The 21692-nt window shown below is 42.9% G+C and carries 13 protein-coding genes; 5 read left to right on the top strand and 8 right to left on the bottom strand.

Going from position 1 to position 21692, the window contains the following annotated elements; genetic code table 11:
• Positions 1-53 precede the first annotated feature (53 nt).
• The 5 genes from uvrA to AB6735_RS19025 form a co-directional block, all read right to left on the bottom strand.
• Complete coding sequence (uvrA, locus tag AB6735_RS19005) at positions 54-2900, bottom strand: excinuclease ABC subunit UvrA (protein ID WP_370997508.1); 2847 nt, start codon at positions 2898-2900, stop codon at positions 54-56.
• Between the two features lie 355 nt (positions 2901-3255).
• A complete protein-coding gene (locus tag AB6735_RS19010) occupies positions 3256-4260 on the bottom strand; it encodes a phosphotransferase (RefSeq protein ID WP_370997509.1) in 1005 nt (334 codons plus the stop codon).
• Positions 4261-4694: 434 nt separating this feature from the next.
• Positions 4695-4832 (bottom strand): hypothetical protein, encoded by a 138-nt coding sequence (locus AB6735_RS19015; RefSeq protein WP_370997510.1) that lies wholly within the window; start codon positions 4830-4832, stop codon positions 4695-4697.
• 7 nt (positions 4833-4839) lie between these two features.
• Positions 4840-5649: a helix-turn-helix domain-containing protein gene (locus AB6735_RS19020; RefSeq protein ID WP_370997511.1), complete on the bottom strand. Its 810-nt coding sequence runs from the start codon at positions 5647-5649 to the stop codon at positions 4840-4842.
• 124 nt (positions 5650-5773) lie between these two features.
• The gene (locus tag AB6735_RS19025) at positions 5774-6817 is read right to left on the bottom strand and encodes an SDR family oxidoreductase (protein WP_370997512.1); all 1044 of its coding nucleotides are present in this window, start codon (positions 6815-6817) and stop codon (positions 5774-5776) included.
• Between the two features lie 375 nt (positions 6818-7192).
• Between AB6735_RS19025 and AB6735_RS19030 the strand changes: the two genes are divergently transcribed.
• The 5 genes from AB6735_RS19030 (at position 7193) to AB6735_RS19050 (ending at position 15163) form a co-directional block, all read left to right on the top strand.
• Positions 7193-7549, top strand: coding sequence for a diacylglycerol kinase family protein (locus AB6735_RS19030; protein ID WP_370997513.1), 357 nt, complete (start codon positions 7193-7195; stop codon positions 7547-7549).
• Between the two features lies 1 nt (position 7550).
• Positions 7551-8276, top strand: a complete 726-nt coding sequence (recO, locus tag AB6735_RS19035; RefSeq protein ID WP_370997514.1) for a DNA repair protein RecO — start codon at positions 7551-7553, stop codon at positions 8274-8276.
• A gap of 440 nt (positions 8277-8716) precedes the next feature.
• A complete protein-coding gene (locus AB6735_RS19040; RefSeq protein ID WP_370997515.1) occupies positions 8717-9244 on the top strand; it encodes a DUF2062 domain-containing protein in 528 nt (175 codons plus the stop codon).
• 870 nt (positions 9245-10114) lie between these two features.
• Positions 10115-13276, top strand: coding sequence for a SusC/RagA family TonB-linked outer membrane protein (locus AB6735_RS19045; RefSeq protein WP_370997516.1), 3162 nt, complete (start codon positions 10115-10117; stop codon positions 13274-13276).
• Between the two features lie 18 nt (positions 13277-13294).
• Complete coding sequence (locus AB6735_RS19050) at positions 13295-15163, top strand: RagB/SusD family nutrient uptake outer membrane protein (protein ID WP_370997517.1); 1869 nt, start codon at positions 13295-13297, stop codon at positions 15161-15163.
• A gap of 69 nt (positions 15164-15232) precedes the next feature.
• On the opposite strand, the gene AB6735_RS19055 is transcribed toward AB6735_RS19050, so the two are convergent.
• The 3 genes from AB6735_RS19055 to AB6735_RS19065 are packed head-to-tail and all read right to left on the bottom strand — an operon-like array spanning position 15233 to position 21211.
• Positions 15233-16129, bottom strand: a complete 897-nt coding sequence (locus AB6735_RS19055; RefSeq protein ID WP_370997519.1) for a glycerophosphodiester phosphodiesterase family protein — start codon at positions 16127-16129, stop codon at positions 15233-15235.
• A 52-nt stretch (positions 16130-16181) separates the two neighbouring features.
• Complete coding sequence (locus AB6735_RS19060; protein ID WP_370997520.1) at positions 16182-17753, bottom strand: SusD/RagB family nutrient-binding outer membrane lipoprotein; 1572 nt, start codon at positions 17751-17753, stop codon at positions 16182-16184.
• An 11-nt stretch (positions 17754-17764) separates the two neighbouring features.
• Positions 17765-21211: a SusC/RagA family TonB-linked outer membrane protein gene (locus AB6735_RS19065; protein WP_370997522.1), complete on the bottom strand. Its 3447-nt coding sequence runs from the start codon at positions 21209-21211 to the stop codon at positions 17765-17767.
• Positions 21212-21692 lie beyond the last annotated feature (481 nt).

Below are 21692 nucleotides of genomic sequence, written 5' to 3' on the forward strand. Positions count from 1 at the left end.
CAACATGTACAATATATTGTACATGTTGTTTTGAAGAACATTAAATTCAAATTCTATTTTATCCCCATCTCCTTTTTCAAAAACTGACCGGTAAAGCTGTTTTTCACCTTGCACAAACCTTCGGGCGTGCCGGAGAACAGGATATTACCCCCGCCTGATCCACCTTCGGGGCCAAGATCAATCACATGGTCGACTACTTTGATCACATCCAGATTATGCTCGATCACCAGTACGGTATTGCCTTTATCTACCAGTTGGTACAGTACGCCCAACAGTACATTGATATCCTCAAAATGTAAACCTGTTGTAGGCTCATCCAGTATATAAAAAGTATTGCCGGTATCTTTCTTAGATAGTTCGGTAGCCAGTTTAACACGCTGTGCTTCACCGCCTGATAAGGTGGTTGACGCCTGGCCAAGCGTAATGTATCCCAAACCAACATCATACAAAGTTTTAACCTTACGGTAGATAGATGGAATGTGCTCAAAAAACGGTGTAGCATCCTCAATGCTCATGTCCAATACATCGCTGATGGATTTACCACGATAGCGTACTTCCAGTGTTTCGCGGTTATAACGACGGCCTCCGCATTCTTCACAAGGCACCTGTACATCGGGTAAAAAGTTCATTTCGATCACCTTCATACCGGCACCCTGGCAGGTTTCGCAACGACCGCCTTTTACGTTGAACGAGAAACGACCGGGCTTGTATCCCCTGATCCTTGATTCGGGCAGGGCCACGTACAGGTTGCGGATATCCGAAAATACGCCGGTATAGGTAGCTGGATTAGAGCGTGGTGTACGACCAATAGGTGTTTGATCGATCTCGATCACCTTATCGATATTTTCAAGCCCCTCAATTTTTTCATAAGGCAAAGGTTGTTTCTTGGCCCTGAAAAAGTGATGGTTGAGTATTGGATATAAAGTTTCGGTAATTAAGCTTGATTTACCACTGCCCGATACCCCGGTAATGCCAATAAGCTTACCCAGCGGAAAATCAACCGATACCTTTTTCAGGTTATGGCCGGTGGCTTTTTTCAGGCTCAGTGTTTTGCCGTTACCCTCCCTGCGTTTTGCTGGGATGGCAATGGAGCGTTCGCCGTTGATGTAGGATGTGGTGAGGGTATGTTTGGCCATTAGCTCGGCCGGTGTGCCTTCGGCTACTACCTGTCCGCCATGTACACCCGCTGCCGGTCCCATATCAATTACGTGGTCGGCTTCCAGTATCATATCCTTATCATGCTCTACCACCAAAACGGTGTTACCCAGGTCGCGCAGGTTTTTGAGCGCGTTAATGAGGCGTTCGTTATCACGCTGATGCAAGCCAATGCTGGGTTCATCCAGAATGTACATCACATTCATGAGTTGTGACCCTATCTGGGTAGCCAAACGGATCCGCTGTGCCTCGCCCCCTGATAAGGTTTTGGCTGTACGGTCGAGCGTTAAATAGCTCAGACCCACATCCAGCAAAAACACGATACGCGCCCGGATCTCTTTCAGGATCTCCTTGGCTATCACATTCTGGCGCTCGGTTAGCCGGTCTTCCAGGTTGGTGAACCATTCCTGCAGGGTACGGATATCCATACAAGCCAGTTCAAATATGTTTTTATTGTCGACTTTAAAATGCAGCGACTCTTTTTTCAATCTTGCGCCTTCACAAACCGGGCAGGTTTTCAGCACGCGATAGTTTTCCATATCGTCCATGCCTTCGTCGCCTCGGCGTTCCTGCTGCTCTTCCAGCATGCGTACAATACCGTCAAAGGTGATCTGGTAGCTTTGTACGTTCCATTTGTTGTACTCTACGGCAACGGTGATCATATCCGGCGATCCGTTCAAGATGATATCCTTTTGCTCGGGCGTCAGCTTTTCGATCGGGGTCGAGAGTGAAAACTCATATTTCTTGGCCAACGACTTTAACACCTGGAAGATCCAGGTTTCACGGTACTCGCCGATAGGTGCCAATCCGCCATTCATGATGCTTAGTTTGGGGTTGGGGATAACTGAAGCTTCATCAACCTCAAAAATATAACCCAAACCATTACATTTTTCGCAGGCGCCATAAGGCGAGTTAAAGGAGAAAGTATTGGGCTGAGGTTCATCATAAGAGATGCCCGATACCGGGTCCATCAGATACTTGCTGTAGTATGCAACGTTATTATCCTTATCGCCAACGCGGATGATGCCCTTGGCAATTTTAAGGGCGGTTTGTACCGAAGTGTATAAACGCTTGCTGTCTTTTTCGGATACCACCAAACGGTCAACCACAATATCAATATCATGGATCTTGTAGCGATCCACCTGCATTTTTGGTTCCACATCGGCCATGGCGCCGTCTATCCATACTTTCAGGTAACCCTGTTTGCGTATCGATTCAAAAAGCTCGCGGTAATGACCTTTACGGGCCTTTACCACCGGGGCCAGAATGTTTACCGGCTGCCCATCAAACTTTTCGGTAATGGTTTTCAGGATCTGGTCTTCGCTCATGCGCTCCATCTTCTCGCCGGTGGTGTATGAGTAAGCCTCGCCGGTACGGGCAAAAAGCAAACGCATAAAATCGTAGATCTCGGTAATGGTACCCACGGTGGAGCGCGGATTTTTACTGGTGGTTTTTTGCTCAATGGCAATAACCGGGCTCAAGCCAGACACCTTATCCACATCTGGGCGTTCCATACCACCCATGAACTGGCGCGAGTAGGCCGAAAATGTTTCCATATAACGGCGCTGCCCTTCGGCATAAATGGTATCAAAAGCCAGGGATGATTTGCCGCTGCCGCTCAAACCAGTGATCACCACCAACTTATTGCGCGGAAAAGAAACATCAATATTTTTTAAATTATGTACCCTGGCGCCATAAACTTCAACTTCGCTTTGTTCGCCCAGGTCAACGGTTATTTCGTTCATATATGTTATTGGTACCAAATTTATTAAACCCAGGTAAACGGGTTTACTTTAAAAGTGTATGTAAGATAATACCTTTAAAAGAAATTGCTAAAAAATTAAGCAAAGATACAGAAAATTGGTGTGGATTTTATGCTAAGCGTGTCAGCATAAGGTTAATATTTACAGGCTTACTTAGTGTTTATAATAAGCGCGTCATTGCTTCGTACCTCGCAATGACGCGAGTTTTGTTGCTTTTTCCTGCGCTGTCCGAAGTCTCTGACTTCGGACTTATATGTAGGTAGTCTTCAGACTACCGGCGCTGTAGTTGCAAACTACAGGCATAGTGATCCGAAGTCAGAGACTTCGGATAGCGCAGTTAGCGGTTGCGACTAAGTGATTGATAATTCGCCACAATAAGCAACGCTTCATCCAGTCTTTTCAAACCCAAATTATGCTGAAGCTGTTCCCGGTGAATCTGGGCATATTGCAGGCGGTTGTCCATATTAGCCAAACTGAGCTTGCCGGTCCAAATGAGGTCATGAAATTCTCTGAAGCCGGGCATGGCCATATTAGAGTCAACAGGCTTATTTGGTGTTTTGCCTGCCATCGTAAAAACAACAAAATAAAACAGATGAAGGATCTGCCGCATCAAAAAAAAGCGGGCATGTTGATATTCGGCAGCTTCCTGGCCAAAGTAAGCTTCCAGATAAATCTTTTTATCTTCCTCGTTCTTTACTAAAAAATTCGCCATAATAGCCAGGTCCAGGTAGCGGTCGTTCAAAAAGGCGGCTTCCCAGTCAACCAGCCAAACCCGTTCTCCGTCAAACAAGGTGTTTTCGGGTTTAAGGTCATTATGGCATCCAACCAGATCTTCGGCATTGCGGGGATAGATGTTTTTAACCCGGGTATAAAAGTTGAACAGCCCGGCAGTTAACTCATCAGGTATGAGGTTGCCGGCCCGGAATTTTTCAATAAACTCAGCAATTTTATCCAGGTAGTTGATCCGGAAAGGAAAAGGTGGTAAGGCGTGCAATCGTTTAAGCAGATACGGCAGCTTTGTTTTGGCCTCTTCCATCGGGAAAGGTTTGGCATCTATAAAATCAATAATGGCTATCCTGTCCTCCACATTAGCATACCAAACTTTCGGTGCTATCCCAGCTTCGGCGGCAGCTTTCATGCAATTATACTCCAGGGTAGGGTCGGCCATGGCATCTGTACGGGTGATAATCCGGAGCAGGTAAGGCTTTCCGCGAACGATGATCCGGAAAACGAGAGCCGATGATAGTCCGGCGGTGAGTTCACGGGTCTCTTCCAGATCGGTGGTGCCAAAAGTTACTTGCAGGGCATGATTAATAGCGGGCTTTTTGGTTTCAGGAATCATAATACAGGCTTTAAAGTGCTGATGATGAGTCAAATATATTTATGGCTTTTTACTTTCAGCCGCTTTTGAAAGTATATTTTTTGCGCCGTACTTTTTGAGTAATATTTGCGTTAACCCTGTATATGAGCCCCATGATAAGGGTAATAGCATGAAAAGGCATAAAGCGAAAATTAGGCATCTATCGATCGACTCACCCCGACATCGCTGCGCTCGTCACCCCTCTCTCCGCTTCGCGCATAGAGGGGATTTTTAATTCTTTTTTTCTTTACCCTCTTTGCGGCAAAGCCGCAGAGAGGGTGGTCCAGCGAAGCGTAGACCAGGTGAGTCGGCTCTGCGGCTTGTAGGTTTCAACACTGCCTTTTTCACGGGCTATTACTATGATAAGGACCTGGAATTCAAATTTTCTTTATTTGTAAAGCCAGGATAGTAAGTCGTTAGCTGATGCTATAATTCTTGCCATCTTTAGGCTGCTCTGTTTTTTGAGGCAAGGCAATATTAGCCAATGACACAATATTTTTACTCAATTGCCATGGGCTTCTACCGCCCGCCACGCCTGTTTTAATACGCCTCATATATTAACTATGCAGCGAAAACAGCTGTGGGATTATAACCGAATTGCTTTTTAAACGCAAAGGAAAAGTGCGACAAGTTTTCAAAACCTACGTCGAAATAAACATCAGATGGTTTTCTTTTTTGTTCGGATATCAGGTAATGCGCCAATTCCAGGCGCTTTTTGGTCAACCATTTCTCAGGGGTATTGTTAAATATTTTTTTAAAATCGCGCTTAAATGTGGTAAGACTTCTACCTGTGAGGTAGCCGAATTTGGCAGCGGTGAGGTTAAACATATAATTCCGTTCCATAAAATCCATCAGATCTATCTTTCCAGGTTTATCAAGCTGCCCCAGCAGCTGATCTACGTTTTTATCAATGGTGCGCAACACCCTTATCGCTTCCTCTATTTTAAAAGCGGCCAGATCGGCCGGTAAAGCATCCGCCAATTTAAAATAAGGCGTGAGCGAATTAAACAAACTTTCAAGCAAAGGGTGATCGGCCAGTTGTATTAAGCCGATGGTTTGATGTGGCTGCGGATCGATAGGATTAGCCGCATAATATTGACTTAATATCTCGTGTCTGAAAACAATAGATACCGCAATACAAGGTTCACCGTTCAAGGGTAATTTGCTCATCCGGCCCAGTTGATTGCGCGGGAACAGCACCGTATCACCTGCAAAAAAACTGTAATGCCTATCGGCGGCGGCAATCCTTACCTCACCGGATATTACCCTTACAAGCGCGGGCTGCGGCAACACCAATTCGCGGCTATAATGAACTTCCTTTTTGCATGATATAAATATTTCCGGTACACTGGCGGGCGTTAATGGTTCCATAAAAATAAAATTAATGAAAGTTACCCTGATAATAACTAATGGCCAATGCGGCCATTAGTCTCTCATCATTATTGTTGGTTAACTGTTTCACAGCCGATCAATTTTTCATCCTCAAGGGGCAGTACTACTTCACGATGCCTAAACGGATGAGGCTTTCGGCAGTAGCCACTATAGCCTCTTCGGTAGAGCGGGGCGACCAACCTAATAAATTTACTGCCTTTTCATTGGTAGTATTCATTATCAAACCCAAAAACGGAATAATGGCCTTCGCTGCCGGGTTTTTCAATGCCGCGATGCGCACCAGGGTATTCGGTAATTCCTTAACATTTACCTTTTCTGCCAATGCGCCCATATTTTGTTTGAGCATTCTGGCCACTTCCACCATCCAGATACTTTCGCCTGCGGTAGCGATAAATCGTTGCCCTTTAGCTGCAGGATCGGTCATCGCCCGTAAATGCAGATTGGCTACATCGCGCACATCCACATAGGAAGAATTGACTTTTGGGCAGCCAGCCATTTTTCCCTCCATCAAATTCTGCAGAAAGTGGATGGAGTGGGAATAATCGGCGCCTAATACAGGGCCTAAAACAGCAACAGGGTTAACCACCGAAAGTTCCAGCTGATCACCTTCCCTTTCGATAAAATCCCAGGCAGCCCGCTCTGCCAGTGTTTTTGATTTTTGGTAAGCAGGTGTGTTATCGGAGATCACTGTCCAGTCTTTTTCTGTAAACGGGGCGGTTTGAGGTTTGTGCCCGTAAACCACAGCACCAATAGCAGAGGTAAGCACAACCCGCTTTACTCCGGCATCACGCGCGGCCCGCAATACGCGCAATACACCATCACGCGCTGGGATGATCATTTCATCCTCATGTTTATAAACATTTAAAGGCGTTGGGGATGCAACGTGTATAACATAGGTGCAGCCGCTCACAGCTTCGTTCCAATTGACATCGGAGCTTAACTCTGCGGTTATAAATGATAAGCGGTTACCGGCTTCTACGCCGCCTTCTTTCAGCATGGCCCGTACCTCGGGTTCGCGCGTCAGCGATCTTACGGTTGCTCTTACCCGGAAACCCGCGTTCAGCAATTGTAATATACAATGTACCGCAATAAAACCCGAACCACCGGTTACAAGCACTGTTTTTTCATTATTTGAATTTGTTGTCATTTGATAAATAATTTGATACAACAAAGATCGATCTAATGATAAAGCAGCGGTTTGTTTAAAAGGTCGAAGTTGCTTTGTTTAAAGGGCCAGGCAAATCTTCGCCTGCAAACTGTTTGTAAAAAGAAAAACCGGGTTGTTGTGTTAAAGAGGTAAAAAGATCATTTTTAATCCATCAACCATTGAATACTTTTTAAACTTTTCAAAACCCATCTAAAATTTGTTAAAAAGTGTTAAAACCGATGTTTTTGAATTCGTTTTCGGCAGTTTTTGACACAATTTCGCCCTCTTTTTGACTAAAAAAGTGTTAAAATTTAAGATTTAAAAAGTTTTTAAGCTATCAAATTCATAAGTGCCAATAACAATGTATTTTTGTACATGAGAAGACTGATCCGCAGTTTTGGTTTTGCCTTTAAAGGCCTGCAATATGCCACCGCTACCCAGCCCAACTTCCGGATACACTTGGTGACCGCCATTATTGCCATTGGGCTGGGGATTGTGCTGCATCTTTCCGCTGCCGAATGGCAATGGATAGCCATAAGCATTGCCCTGGTACTGGTAACCGAGCTCATCAACACCGCCATTGAAACCCTGACCGACCTGGTTTCGCCTACCTACAATATCAAAGCCGGTCATGTTAAGGATGTTAGCGCCGGTGCGGTGGTAATTGCCGCGGTATTTGCCCTGGTTATGGGCTGTATCATTTTTATACCTAAACTTATTTCACTGGTATAATATGCTGCATAAAACCCGTGGTATTGTATTTAAAGCGACCGATTATGGAGATAGCAGTGTTATTGTGCAGCTTTTCACCGAAAAGTTCGGTCTGCAATCATACATCATCAACGGTGCAAAAAAGCCCAAAGCAAAAATAGGGCGCAATATGCTGCAGCCCTTGCATCTGCTCGATCTGGTGGTTTATCATAAAAATACAGGCAGCGTGCAGCGAATTGCCGAACTTAAAAATTCGCCGGTACTGCAAAGCATCCCATATGATGTGATCAAAAGTTGTATCGCTATCTTTCTGAACGAAGTGTTGTACAAAGCCGTAAGGCAACAATCGGCCGATGAGCGTTTGTTTGATTTTGTATTTAGCGCCATAGAATGGCTCGATCATCAAACCGGGAACGTGGCTAACTTTCATCTGTTGTTTTTGGTTCAGCTAACCCGTTATCTGGGTTTTTACCCGGATAGGTACCAGGCTGGCCAGGCCGATTATTTCGATATGAAGAACGGTACCTTCAGCAACTACAAACCTGATAGCTTGCTGTACCTGTCGCCGCCTCACACGCAAAACTTTCATCTGCTTTTGCAGTGCAGTTTTGAAAATATGCAGCAATTAAAATGGAGTAATGACGAACGCAGGTACCTGATTCAAAAACTATTGGAATATTACGCGCTGCACATAGAAGGATTTGGCAATATACGCTCTGTGGATGTGCTGGAGGAGGTATTATCCTGAAATAGGGAGGTGTTATTCTATAACGCTAAAGGGCCGGAAATAAAAAAAGAGAAAGCCAAAGGCTGCCTCTTTTTGTTGACTGACCTCATTATTTACCATAAAGAACTAATTGGTTAGATCGATAATAACAATTATTACAAATATATGCACTATAGAATAAGTAGACTAATTTTTTAATAAAAATTTAACATGCATTGGGCTTATAATGTGCATTATAGCTATTTGGCTTATTTTATAAAGCACCTTGTCAACATAAGCATCGAATAAACCGCTGCTATTATTTATCGTAAAGATATTTACCTTTGCCGTTTTGTAATATAAGTGGATAGTTATTCAAAACTTAAAAGTTTGTTAATGTTGCTAAGGGTAAATTTGTAATAAGGTTTATACTGACCATTTCAAAACTTTACCCGGACGGTTGCTAAATATGGATCAAAACTATGAGTAGTTCAGAAAAAATGAAAGCAGGGATTCAAAAGCTTTGGGCGGTGTGTGTTAATCCTGGCTATTTTTTCAAATCTCTTTTCAGTAAAGAACGAGGCAAACAGTTTATAAAAACCCATTTATTTAATCCTGATCAATCGACACAGATTAAAGCGTTTTCCATTGGTTTTGGTGTATTCATGGGCATAATACCTATATGGGGCTTTCAACTGATCATAGCGTTTTCACTGGCTATATTATTAAAGTTGAATAAGGCGCTCGTTCTTTTAGCCACACACATCAGTTTTGCCCCGCTGATACCGGCAGTAATTTTTTTAAGCTACAAAGCCGGTGGCTACTGGATGGGCGAAAAAAATATCGACATTCCCTTTAACGGAAACATTTCCTTAAAATCAATCAGCCTTCACCTGGAACAATATCTTTACGGCAGTATCTCACTCGCCATAGTAGCGGGCGTAATAACGGGTTTGATAGCCTTTGCCTTGCTGAAACTTGTCGGCCGGAAAATCGCTATGGCTACTTAGCCGATAATATGAGAGTGGATTAATGATTCTATTTACTTATATATCATTAGCAAAATATACTCATAAAGCTATCTTAAATAGTAAAACCTTTTAACAAAGAGGATTCAAAAAGAACTTTTTATAAAAAAAATAGGCTAACTATTTCTTTATCTGTGCATTTCACACTTATTTAATAACATACGAGTAATCGTTTTTAACGAAAACGTTATCGTAAATAAAAACAGTTAAAGTTTATGAAAACCTGATCTCCCGGGATATTTTTGGTAAATACAGTTTAGTATTTTGCCAATTACAAATAATAAGAAGCGCTTTAATTACTTATATAAACAGCTTAATTATTAACCATAAAGCTGCTTTATATCCGCAAATTTCATTGTCCCTGCGTGAACGTGAATACTGTTTGGAATTACCATACAAGCGGAATAAATGCAGTATTGATTACCCTAAAAAACCTTAGATCATGAAAAAATAAAACCAGGCCTTACCTGACAAAAAGAAATCGGCAGTGGGTTCAGCACTACCGAAATCAATACTATCCCTTTTAGCCAAACAACAACATTGAATGTTGCGGGGATTTTTTTGCCTAATTCAACCGAAATTTTTACTAAGCAATACAAATATGAAGAAAAAATCCTCACATTTTGCTATTTAACGGGCATTCATGCCTGATAGTATCTGCATTATAACAATAATAAAACAGGCGTAATCCAACATCCGGGGATTGACTATTCCTGTATTGCATCAATAAATTTTTTGGCCAGGCAACACAGATCTGATGGGACAGATCTGTGTGCCTTTTTGTATAGCGATAGGTATCGGCTCCGCTACAATTAACGCAAACCACTTAAACCAATTAATACTATTAAAATTATGAGAAAACAAATTACTCTCCTTATTTTATTTTTGCTGGCCAGCAGCACCCTTGCCCTGGCCCAGGAGTTATCTGTTACGGGTACTGTTAAGGATGATAGAGGCCCGGTACCTGGGGTAACTGTTAAAGTAAAAGGAACAGGAAAAGGCGTTGCCACGGATTTAAAGGGCCATTATGTCCTCAATGCGCCATCAACTGCCACGCTGGTGTTTAGCATAGTCGGTTATGCCAGTCAGGAACAACCGGTGAACGGACGTAATCAAATCAATATTACCCTTACAGAAGATAATAAGCAGCTGAATGAGGTCGTGGTGGTAGGTTACGGTACCCGTCAGAAAAAGGATGTTACGGGGGCCGTAACCAGCGTAAAAGCTACCCAGCTTGAAAACGAAAATCCTACGAGTATTGGCGACGTGCTTAAAGGCAACATTCCCGGACTTACCGTTAGCATGAATACTTCGGCCAAGGGTGGTGGAGACTTGTTACTTCGCGGAAAATCTACGCTAACCGGTAACACCTCACCACTAATTGTGTTAGATGGTGTGATTTATAACGGGCAACTCGCTGATATTAACCCTAACGATGTGGAGTCGGTAGACGTATTAAAAGATGCGAGCGCCCTTGCCGTTTATGGATCACGGTCGGCAGCTGGTGTAGTTGCTATCACCACCAAAAAGGGGAAAACAGGTCCGCCTATTATCACCCTTAATTCAAACTTTGGTATTGCTCAATTAGAAAAAGAGCAGAAAGTGTATGGCCCGCAAGGTTTTTTAGATTGGCGCGCCGATGTAATGCGAAGCATCAATGTTAATAATCCTGATTATGAATATACTGACCCCAGAAAACTGCCATCAGGCATAACTGTTGATCAATGGATGGCATTAACAAAGGCCACGGGCGATCCGGTTGACCAATGGTTAAGCCGGCTGGGTTTGGTAGCTAATGAAAGAGCCAATTATATGGCAGGCAAAACCGTTGACTGGTTTGATAAGGTTTTCCGCAATGGTTTCCGGCAGGATCACACCATTAGCATGGCAGGCAAACGCGAGGATGTTAACTATTATATGTCTTTAAACTATACCAAAAATCAAAACCTGATTGCCGGCGGTGATTATAGTAACATACGCGCCCGGTTAAACCTTGAAGGACGAGCTACCAGCTTTTTAACCGTTGGTATTAATGCCCAATATGCTGTAAGGGATGAAAGTAATTTGCCGGCAAGAAACAGCGATGGCAGTACAGACAGGCCCCATACCTTAGAAGCGGATTGGAATCAAATTACCAATAACTCCCCTTACGGCGACTTTTATAACGCTGATGGCACTTTAAGAAGGATACCTACAGACGATGCCGGATTAAATGCCCGGAATCCATTTTTAAATATGCAGTATGATGAAAGCATGAACGTTCAAAACACGTTATTTGCAAATATTTACGGTAGGGTAACCTTACCCCTGGGTATTACCTTTCAAACCAACTTTACGCCGAGTTACGATTCATACCGAACTTTTTATCATAACTCATCGCACAACCCCAATGTAACTGTACCCGGCGGGCAGGCGCAGCGTTCCATGGAAAACCGTTACAATTACCAGATAGATAACTTATTGAAATGGAACCACACCTTTAACAACATCCATAACATTGATGTTACCTTTCTGGCTAATACCGAAAAATATCAATCGTGGTATACTTATGAATACAACGAAGGCTTTAGCCCGAATGACGACCTGAGTTTTCATAACATTGGTGCAGGTAACAAACCCACGGTAAGCAGCGACGACCGTTACTCAACTGCTAACGCTTATCTTGGACGTATCAATTATACCTTAATGCAACGCTATTTACTCACCGTATCTGTTCGACGTGACGGATATTCTTTATTTGGGCAAAAACACCCGAGCGACAATTTTCCATCTGTAGCCGGCGGCTGGATATTTACCGACGAAGATTTTATGAAATCAAACAAATGGTTGAGCTATGGTAAACTACGTTTATCATACGGCGTTAATGGCAACCGTGATATCAGGGATGGTAATGGTACGGTTGATCCCAACAGGGCTCTTGCCGTAATTACAGCCGAAAAGTATCCAACTGTTACTCCTGGTGGCACAGCTACAGCAAACTCTGCTCTTTACATCAGCAGAATGGCTAACGCTGATCTGAGATGGGAACGTACCACATCTCTAAATGCAGGTATTGATTTTGCATTGTTCAACAGTCGCTTAAACGGCTCCATTGACGTTTACAGCAAGAAAACCACCAATTTGCTTGTTCAAAGAACCTTACCACAAGTTTCGGGCTTTACCAGCGTAATCTCCAATATAGGCCAGGTAAACAACAAAGGTTTCGAATTTAATCTTACCAGTAAAAACATAGTTAGCAGTAATTTTAACTGGAACAGTTCATTCAACTTTTTCTTAAATCGAAATAAGATTGTGCATTTATATGGCGCTGCTGATGTTATCAATGCCGATGGAACAGTAAGCCATGTTGAAAACAGCGACAAGGCCAACGGCTGGTTTATAGGTAAGGATATTGATGTGGTGTGGGATTATAAAGTATTAGGCGTTTGGCAAACCAATGAAAAAGATGAGGCTGCCAAATACGGTGCGGTTCCCGGCGATTTTAAATTGCAGAAACGGGTAAACAGCGGCCCCAATCAATATAAATATACCGACGATGATAAGCAATTTATTGGTTACGAATCGCCCAGATTTACCTGGTCATTACGCAACGACTTTAACATCTATAAAAACTTTGATTTCGGATTTTTGCTCATCTCCAACTGGGGGCAGCTTAGAAAATATAACCAGGCTATTAATAACCAGGGAGGTGTGAGTATTTCCAGAACTTCATCATACGTACAACCTTACTGGACACCCAATAACCCGATTAACGATTATGCCCGCTTAAATTCAGGCTCCAGCGGTACAACTGTTAACGTATGGCGCAAGGCTTCATTCATCAGGCTAAATACTGTTTCGTTGGGATACAATTTCCCAAAATCATGGCTTACTCCCTTAAAAATACAAAGCGCGAAACTATATGCTAACGTAAGCAATGCCGCCGTATATGCTCCGAATTGGGATTTCTGGGATCCGCAAAACGATGGCCCAACTCCAAGATATATATCAGTAGGTGTAAACGTAGTATTTTAAAAAATTGAACTGATCAACATGAAAACAATAAATAAAAAAATAATAGCAACCATTACTTTAGCTACAGTGCTGATTTCGGGTAGCTGTAAAAAGGATTTCCTTAAACCTAAGGATCTTTCTGATTTTACGCCAGACCTTACGCTAACCTCGGTACCTGCTATGCAGGCTGCACTTAACTACCTGAATAAAAATTTAAGAGCAGAATTTTTTGGAGATTCGGCACCGATGCTTACCGAATCTATATTTTCGGATGTGGCGGTTGAAGGTACTACCGATAAAACCACACCCGCACAGGATCTGAACGTGCGTATTACTCCAACTGCCAATTTAAACAGTGATGACTACAACAAAATTGGCTGGTATTGGAAACAATGGTACCAAGGGGTACGCTACGCCAATACCATCATTACGCGCATAGATAATGTTAAATATACTTCTGACGCTCAAAGAAACGACATTTTAGGCAGGGCATATTTTCACAGGGCTTATTGCTATTACCGGCTTGTACATGAGTTTGGTGATGTACCTTGCCCTTTTAAGGAGGAAAGCGTGACGAATGTTGCCTACACTACGGTTAAACGCGAAGTAATATTACAGCAAATGAAAACCGACCTGGAATTTGCACAAAAATGGGTAACTGACGGCGGCAATAAGGGAGATGTTACTAAAGGTGCGGTCAGTCATTTGCTAACCAAGGTAGACCTTTCGCTTGGTAAGTTTGATGACGCCCTTGCTGCAGCCAACTCAGTGATCAATGGCGGCCCTTATCATTTAATGACCGCGCGCTTTGGAAGCACCGGGGCTGATGCCACCAAAAATGTGATCTGGGATCTGCACCGCCCCGACAATAAAGCTCTTGCCTCAAATACAGAGGCTTTATACCTGGTAATTGACCGGGATAACCTGGAAGGCAATACGGCAAACGGTTCACAATTAATGCGTAACACTACGCCTTTTTATTCACAGGCTAATACCATACTTACCCCCGGTAAAAACAAAGCCGGTATTATTGATGCGGTGACTGCCGAGATTCCGCTTACGCTTTATTATGGCAGGGGAATAGGCCGTTATCGCGGAACGCCATATAGTACCAAATACATCTGGACAGACAGTACCGATTTAAGACATGCTCCGGGAAATTGGATGAATATGACCGACCTGGTGTATAATAATCCGGCTTTAAAAACATCTGATCCTGATTGGTATGGAAAACACCTGGAGCAATGGACCGCTGCCAATGTAGCTACCCGTTTTTTAAATGGCCCGAGAGATACCATCCGCTGCTGGTTTGGCTGGCCACATTACAAGGTATTTATCAGCTCCACCAATATCGCTGTTGATAAATTCTGGAGCCCTCCACGCGGTACGGATAGCGACTGGTATGTGTTCCGTTTAGCCGAAACCTATTTGTTAAGAGCCGAAGCCTACGTATGGAAAGGCGACTTAAACAGCGCGATGGCCGATATAAATGTGGTAAGAGCAAGAGCTCAGGCCGCGCCTTTAACTGATGCCAGCAAAGTTAATATAGGTACCGTTCTTGATGAGCGCGCCCGGGAGCTTTACTGGGAAGAACCCCGTAAAACCGAACTTACCCGTATTGCTTACATTTTTGCATTGACTGGCAAGCCTTCTTACACCGGCAAAACCTATAATGTGAATAATTTCTCCGAATCAAATTTCTTTTTTGACCGCATCATTGAAAAGAATGATTTTTATAATAAAGGTGTAGTAACCAATTCCGGTAACACTTTTACCATATCACCATATCATGTGTTGTGGCCTATACCCAATAGCGATATTCTGTTAAATATTAACGGACACATTAATCAAAATAAAGGGTATGCCGGCTCGGCAAGCAATGTTCCGGCACTTGACAAGATCCCGTAACATTTGCCTTTAATAAAAAAGGGATAAAGCAGTGCTTTATCCCTTTTTTATTAAAACACTATCAGTAAGTTATTTTGACTGATAGCTGCCAAATAGCTGTACCAATTTATCAGGGTAGTTGCTGATAATTCCGTCAACCCCCATATCGGCCAGTGCGGTCATGTCTTTTTCCTGATCAACTGTCCATGGCAGTATCAGCATTTTGTTGTCGTGCGCTTTTTGTACAATTTCTTTGGTGACAAAGGTGTAGTAAGGGCTGTAAATATCAGGTGTAAAGCCTAAAGTTTTCAGATCTTCATCTACGTTGATTTTACCAACCAGCAATGAAAGTTTGATTCTTGGATAAGTTTTGTGCAGTACTTGTAAGGTCCGAATATCAAATGATTGTACAATTATCCTTTTGGCGATCTTTTTTTGGTTGATCACCGCCATTACGGTTTCTACAAATACATCTGGCTTTGGATTATAAATACCATCGCCGGCTGGAGTGCTTTTGGTTTCGATGTTGTAATAAACAGGTTTTAGCTTGTTCTTTTTTACATAAGTTTCTACACTGTCAATCAGATCGGCCAGCAGTGGCTTATAGGTTTTAAACTTAGGCTGATTCGGAAACTGTGGATTAGGTTTGCTGCCGGCATCGTATTTGCGGATACTGTCATAAGGCATTTTGTACATGGCCAGGCTTTTTTCTTCTGATACATCAATATCAGAGCCATCGGGTTTGCGCATGATACGGGCAGACATATATGGGTCATGAGATACTACCACCTTGCCATCGGCAGATATAACCATATCAAGCTCTAAGGTTCTTACCCCCAGCTTAACGCCATTGAGCATCGAAGCTATGGTATTTTCAGGCATCAGCCCCATGCCACCACGATGACCTTCCACATCAAGCTTTTGCTGGGCAAAAACAGTGCTTAATCCACAAATAATAGTAGTAAGTGTTAATCCTATTTTTTTCATTGTTGTCAATTTAGTTCTTTTTTCATAGTTCCCAATATTTAGGATCATGGAATTATTTCAGTATCCACATCACTCCATTAACGTCATCAACATTGCCATACTGGGCAATAGCGGCATTATAATTGGCAGTATTAGCTGATTGCTCGGCAGCAGGGTATTTGTAGCGCAAGGCAATTTTACCATTGTTGCCTGTGCCCACGCCCGTTTTAAATACCGGATAGCCGGTACGCCGCCAGTTAAAATAAGGCTCGAGCCCGCTGTTCAGGAAAAAAGCAATGTACTTTTGCTCATTGATCTGCCTGATGCCGGTTTCATTATTGCCTGCGTATTTAATTGCCGGCTGCGCGTAATAAGTGCTGTAATCTACGTTAACGATATTGCTTACATAAGGACCGGCAACCGGTACACCCAATGGTAACGAGTAAACAGTCATCGCACCTTTATCCGGCACGCCATAAAAGGCCATTGAAGCTTTGATGCCCGCGTTATAGTAAGCCTCGGCATCGCCCAGAGGCCCGCCATTTATCCATCCACGGTTAATGGCTTCCGCAATGTTAAAGCACATTTCGGTATAACCAACAAGGGCGGTAGTTTCGCCGGTGTAACCCGAATAATAGCGATACCTATTAATGTAACTTATTTTACCACCACCATTCTGGCTGGCCAATACACCCATATCCAAACCAATATTACCACCCTGAAAAGCGGCAAAATCGGTGGGACTTAAGCCTGAGCTTACCAAACCAGGTGCAGGATCGGTAGTGATAAATACCCGCGGATCTTTATCAGCAGTAAGCAGACCTACATAGGTATCGGCACTATTATTCAACGCGCCGTTGGCAAATGTTTCTTTATTTAAAGGATAACGGTTAGTTGGATTTAACCAGGTATATTTTAAATCATCGCCGGTACTACGCATCAGCGGATATTTTACCGGATCGGCAATAATCTGTGCAAACTGCTGGGCTACTTTCAGGTCAGGATCGGCGGTTTTCTTGCTCAGGTGTATCAGCAAACGTAAACGGTAAGTGTTTACCACCTTTTGCCAGGCTTGCAAGCTATTGTTAAAATAAATATCGCCGGTAAAGGTGGCTGTACCTTTTAGCAGGGTGGTCATATCTGCATTGGCTTGTTCCAGCAAGTCCAGGCTGTTCATGAAAACCGTTTTTTGCGCATCATAAACCGGGCTTGTCTGAGCCGCACCCTGTAAGGCCTGCGACATAGGTATATCGCCCATTTGCAAACTCATTTTGGTAAAAAAGTATGCCCTGAAAAATTTGCCCAAAGCAGTATAAGGGTTCAAAGTGCCCGCAGTTGTGGTGATACTTTGTTTTTCCATATTGGTAACATCGGTAAGTACGGGGTACAGGTTACTGCCCGGACCAAAATTGTATTGATTGTTACCAAAATAGGAGTTGTTTTGCAGTTGGTATTGATTGGTACGGTCAAGCTGGCCGCCTGGTGCCTCCAGCATATTGTTCAATATGCCGTTTAGCAATAAAGATGCTTGTACACTGGTAGGTTTATTAGGATTTTGATATAAATCCTGAAAACTTTTTTTACAGCTGGATAGTATAACTGCCATTATCAACAACAGCAGTACTTTTTGAATATATATCTTCATGGTTATGAATATTAAAAAACAACATTTAGGTTTACACCATAGCGGCGGGTTGTTGGCGTTTGCAGTGTTGACGTAGGCGTGGCCGTGTTGAACTGCTCTATATCAATACCCTTGTACTTATTATCTTTGTAGAAATAAAGCAGGTTACGACCAACCAGTGATATGGATGCTTTTTTGATAAGCATGCCACTCAACCACTCTTTCGGAAAATCGTACCCTATTTGCACTTCCCTTAGCTTAGCATAGGTTTTACTTACTAACGATCCTTCAGCTACCTGGCCATAATACTGCGTGGCCCAGCTTTGCACCGTACTGGTTGAAGTATTTTTGGTAAACTGCAGTTGGTTATAGTTGGTGATATGGCCAAAGTTATCATACTTGATAGCCGTGCCGTTAGTTACCTGTACACCATCGCCCACATAAGTACCTTTGTAAGCTGCCACCCCTGCATTCGTATCATCATCAAGCCTTGATTTGCCAAGGGCGCCTTCAACTGTAGCGATGTTAGCCCCACCCTGCATGGTTAAGGAGTACAAGCGGTCTGAAATTTTGCCGCCTACGCTGCCATCAAATTGAAAACTGAAGGAGAAGTTTTTATACCTGAACCTGTTACTTACAGACCATATAAAATCGGGATTCATGAAACCCAGGTTTTGGTTAATAGGGTTTTTTAATGGTTTACCACCTGCATCGTATACAATTTGCCCGTCGGGTGCCCTTACAAAGGCCGATCCATACAGCACATCTGTTCTGTCGCCTTTTTTATAGAAGGTGTTGTAATAGGTTTGGCCCGGGGGCAGTTCCAGGTAAACATCCTTAAAGGTTGACCAATTGGCCATTGCATCCCATGAAAAATCATGCAGCTTTATTGGTGTGGCAGTAAGTGTAAGTTCCAAACCTGTTTTACGGGTTTTTAAGGCATTGATGTAATAAGTGTTATAACCTGATGTTGGCGAAATGGCGTTAGCCAAAATCTGCGGCCCGTCAATGTATTGGAAAAAGGTGGTGCTTAAGCCCAATCTGTTTTTCAGTACTTTTATATCAAACCCTTCTTCATAACTTGTACGGGTAAAGGTTTTGATATTCGGATCGACAATACTACCTGATGAATTGGCTGCAGGGGTATTATTATAAGGTTTATTAAGGTTGTATGGAACCTGTAAAGAATAGTCAGGACCACCATATGGGCTTAAATAGTTATTACCGTATTGTGAAAAGTTGGAGAAAAGGCTATATGCTGTTGAACCATTTAGTGTAGTATAAGTGTTAAATGGTGTTGCTCCAATAGTTGTGGAAGTAGCATCGCCGTGTACCGTGGCAAACGAGCCTCTTAGTTTAAATAAAGATATTACCTGTGGCAGTCTTATATAATCAGATACCACAGTGGTTCCTGATACACTTGGGTAAAAATAAGAATTATGGCCTTCGGGCAATGCCGATGACTTATCAATCCTTCCGGTGGCAGATAGGGTAGCATACTTACCAAAGGATGCATCTAATGAAGCGTAGGCACTGATCACCCGCATTTTAGAGGTGAAATTATTGGTCATCAGCGTATTCAGCGAATTATTGAAGTTATAAACATTTGGCGTAACCAGGTAATCGGTAGAGGTAAAGTTGGAGTTGTAATTAAAATTACGCAGACTACTGCCTACCAAACCCGACAGGTTGATGAGGTTACCTACATTGTAGTTATAGTTCAGCAACACGTCTGAATTATTTTCAAACAGGTTTCTTCTGTCTTCGCGGAAATCGCCCTGGCCCAGTGTACGGGCATAGGTAAAGGCTCCCCATGGCATTTTTTCGTCGCGTACCAATGAATAGGTGGTAATTTGCGAACGGCCGGTAATGTTCAGGTGCTCATCCAGCTTAAAGTTTAATGACATGTAGCCGTTAATGTCTGTTTTATTATGGCTGCGTGTCCAGTCCTCCACCATTAACCAGGGGTTATTATAGTGTACGTGTTCTGGAAATATGGCTACCTGGTTTACTTTACCGGGTGCCCATACGTTCCTGATATCCGGTGAATCTACATTCCATTCACCGCCGGTCCATACAGAAAGGTTATAAATTAAGCTGTTCGGACCGTACGTAACATCGGGTACATTATCTGAGTAGGTCTTGTTGAAGTTCAGATCGGCATTAAAGGTTAATCTTTTAGAGATCTGGTAACTTGCGGTGGTATTAAAGTTAAAAATGTTAAGCCCCGTATTAGGCACTATACCTTGCTGGTTTGATTCTGATGCCGAAAAACGCATGGCATATTTATCGCCACTGGCAGATAAGGCCACATTATTGGTAGTTTGGAAACCAGCCCTGATAAAACGATCGAGGTTGTTTTTACCATCTACATAGCCGCGGTTTAAATAAGGCTCTGGTTTGATGTGCCCGGTATAAGTTAAATCGCCAAACTTAGTGGTGTAAGTTTGATTAGGCGTGTATTCGCCATCATACTGCGGAATAAGCTGTCCGCGAAATTTTGGTCCCCATAACTGGTACTGTGCATCCTGCAAGCCACCGCCAAAACCATCGGCATAAGCATACTGGCCGTACATACCGCCGCCATAATCGTGCTGGGTTTTAGGTTCGGCAATAAAGCCTTTATCGATAGAGGTGGTGGAGTTCAATTCTACCGTAAATCCTTTATCTTTTCCGGCCTTTTTTGTAGTGATAAGGATAGCGCCATACTGTGCACGGCTACCATATAAAGCAGCGCCGGCAGGACCTTTAAGCACGGTAAATGATTCTATATCATCCGGATTAAGATTATAGGTATCTGAATTGATCGGGATACCATCTATCACAAACAGCGTGATCTGATTACCACGCAGCAATAATGATGGTGTACCTAACAGTTCGGCATTCATAGATACCGATAAACCGGCCACTTTACCGGTAAGCCCCGTAATAGGATTCGAGTCACGGGCTTTTACCAGCTCATCACCTTTTACTTCCTGCACGGCATACCCAATTTTGTTGGCACCTTTTTTTACCCCCAGGGCGGTTACCACCACCTCGTTTAAACTGGTTGGCGACGGGAGCATTTTTACATGCAGCATATTACCGCTGCTGGCTTGCACACCGGTAATGGTTTGCTTATCAAAGCCCATATAGCTAAAGGTAAGATCATAGGATTTACCAGCTACCAGATTTTTGATACTAAAAGATCCGTCGATATTGGTGGTGCCTGTTTTTTTTAGCTCATTGGAGCCGCTTTCCCGTACCTGTATGGTAACTCCAATAAGCGGCAGGTCCTTTTCATCCAACACCTTCCCGTCCAGGTGGCCATTATCTTCCATTAAATGATTGATACCTTTTATAGAGCCAGAATGATGTACCAGGAGGCTCTTAGCCCAAAGGGTTTGGGTATTGTAGCCCAGCAGGATAATGATTGTAAAAATAAGATGAGAGAACGTTGATAGGAGTTTTAATACATTTCTTTTTGTAGAATTGTGCATAGCTTTTTAATAGTTTGTCGGTTTGCATAATCATGAATTATTGATGGCTTAAATGGAGTGGGTTGGTGGAACAGCCCGCTCTTTTTGCATCGGATGCGGCTTATATCTTCAAATTGTATCCTCCCTGGGTAAGTTTTTCATAAATAAATTTTTGAACTAATTGGAAAAATTATTTTTATCAGGGCGGTTGATCGCTTTTTGGAAGAGAAACAGTTGCGGTATGAGCGCTTTTTGTTAATTTATAGTGTAAAGCCCGGTAGATTTTTTTCCGTCGCTAAAATAATAGCCCGTACGTTGTCTATAGGTTAAGGATGTATTAAGGTTTTCTGATAATTCAAAAACAGGCTTTACCTGGAAACCGTTGGCGGTACTTCTAAAGAGCAGGTTGTTAAAAGCCCAATATGTCAGGGCTGACGCATAAGAAAGGATAAAAATGCGTGGTGTTATCAACAAAATGTTAATAAAGAAGGAGTAAGTTTAG

The organism is Mucilaginibacter sp. RCC_168, assembly GCF_041355315.1.
Classification (GTDB): Bacteria; Bacteroidota; Bacteroidia; order Sphingobacteriales; family Sphingobacteriaceae; genus Mucilaginibacter.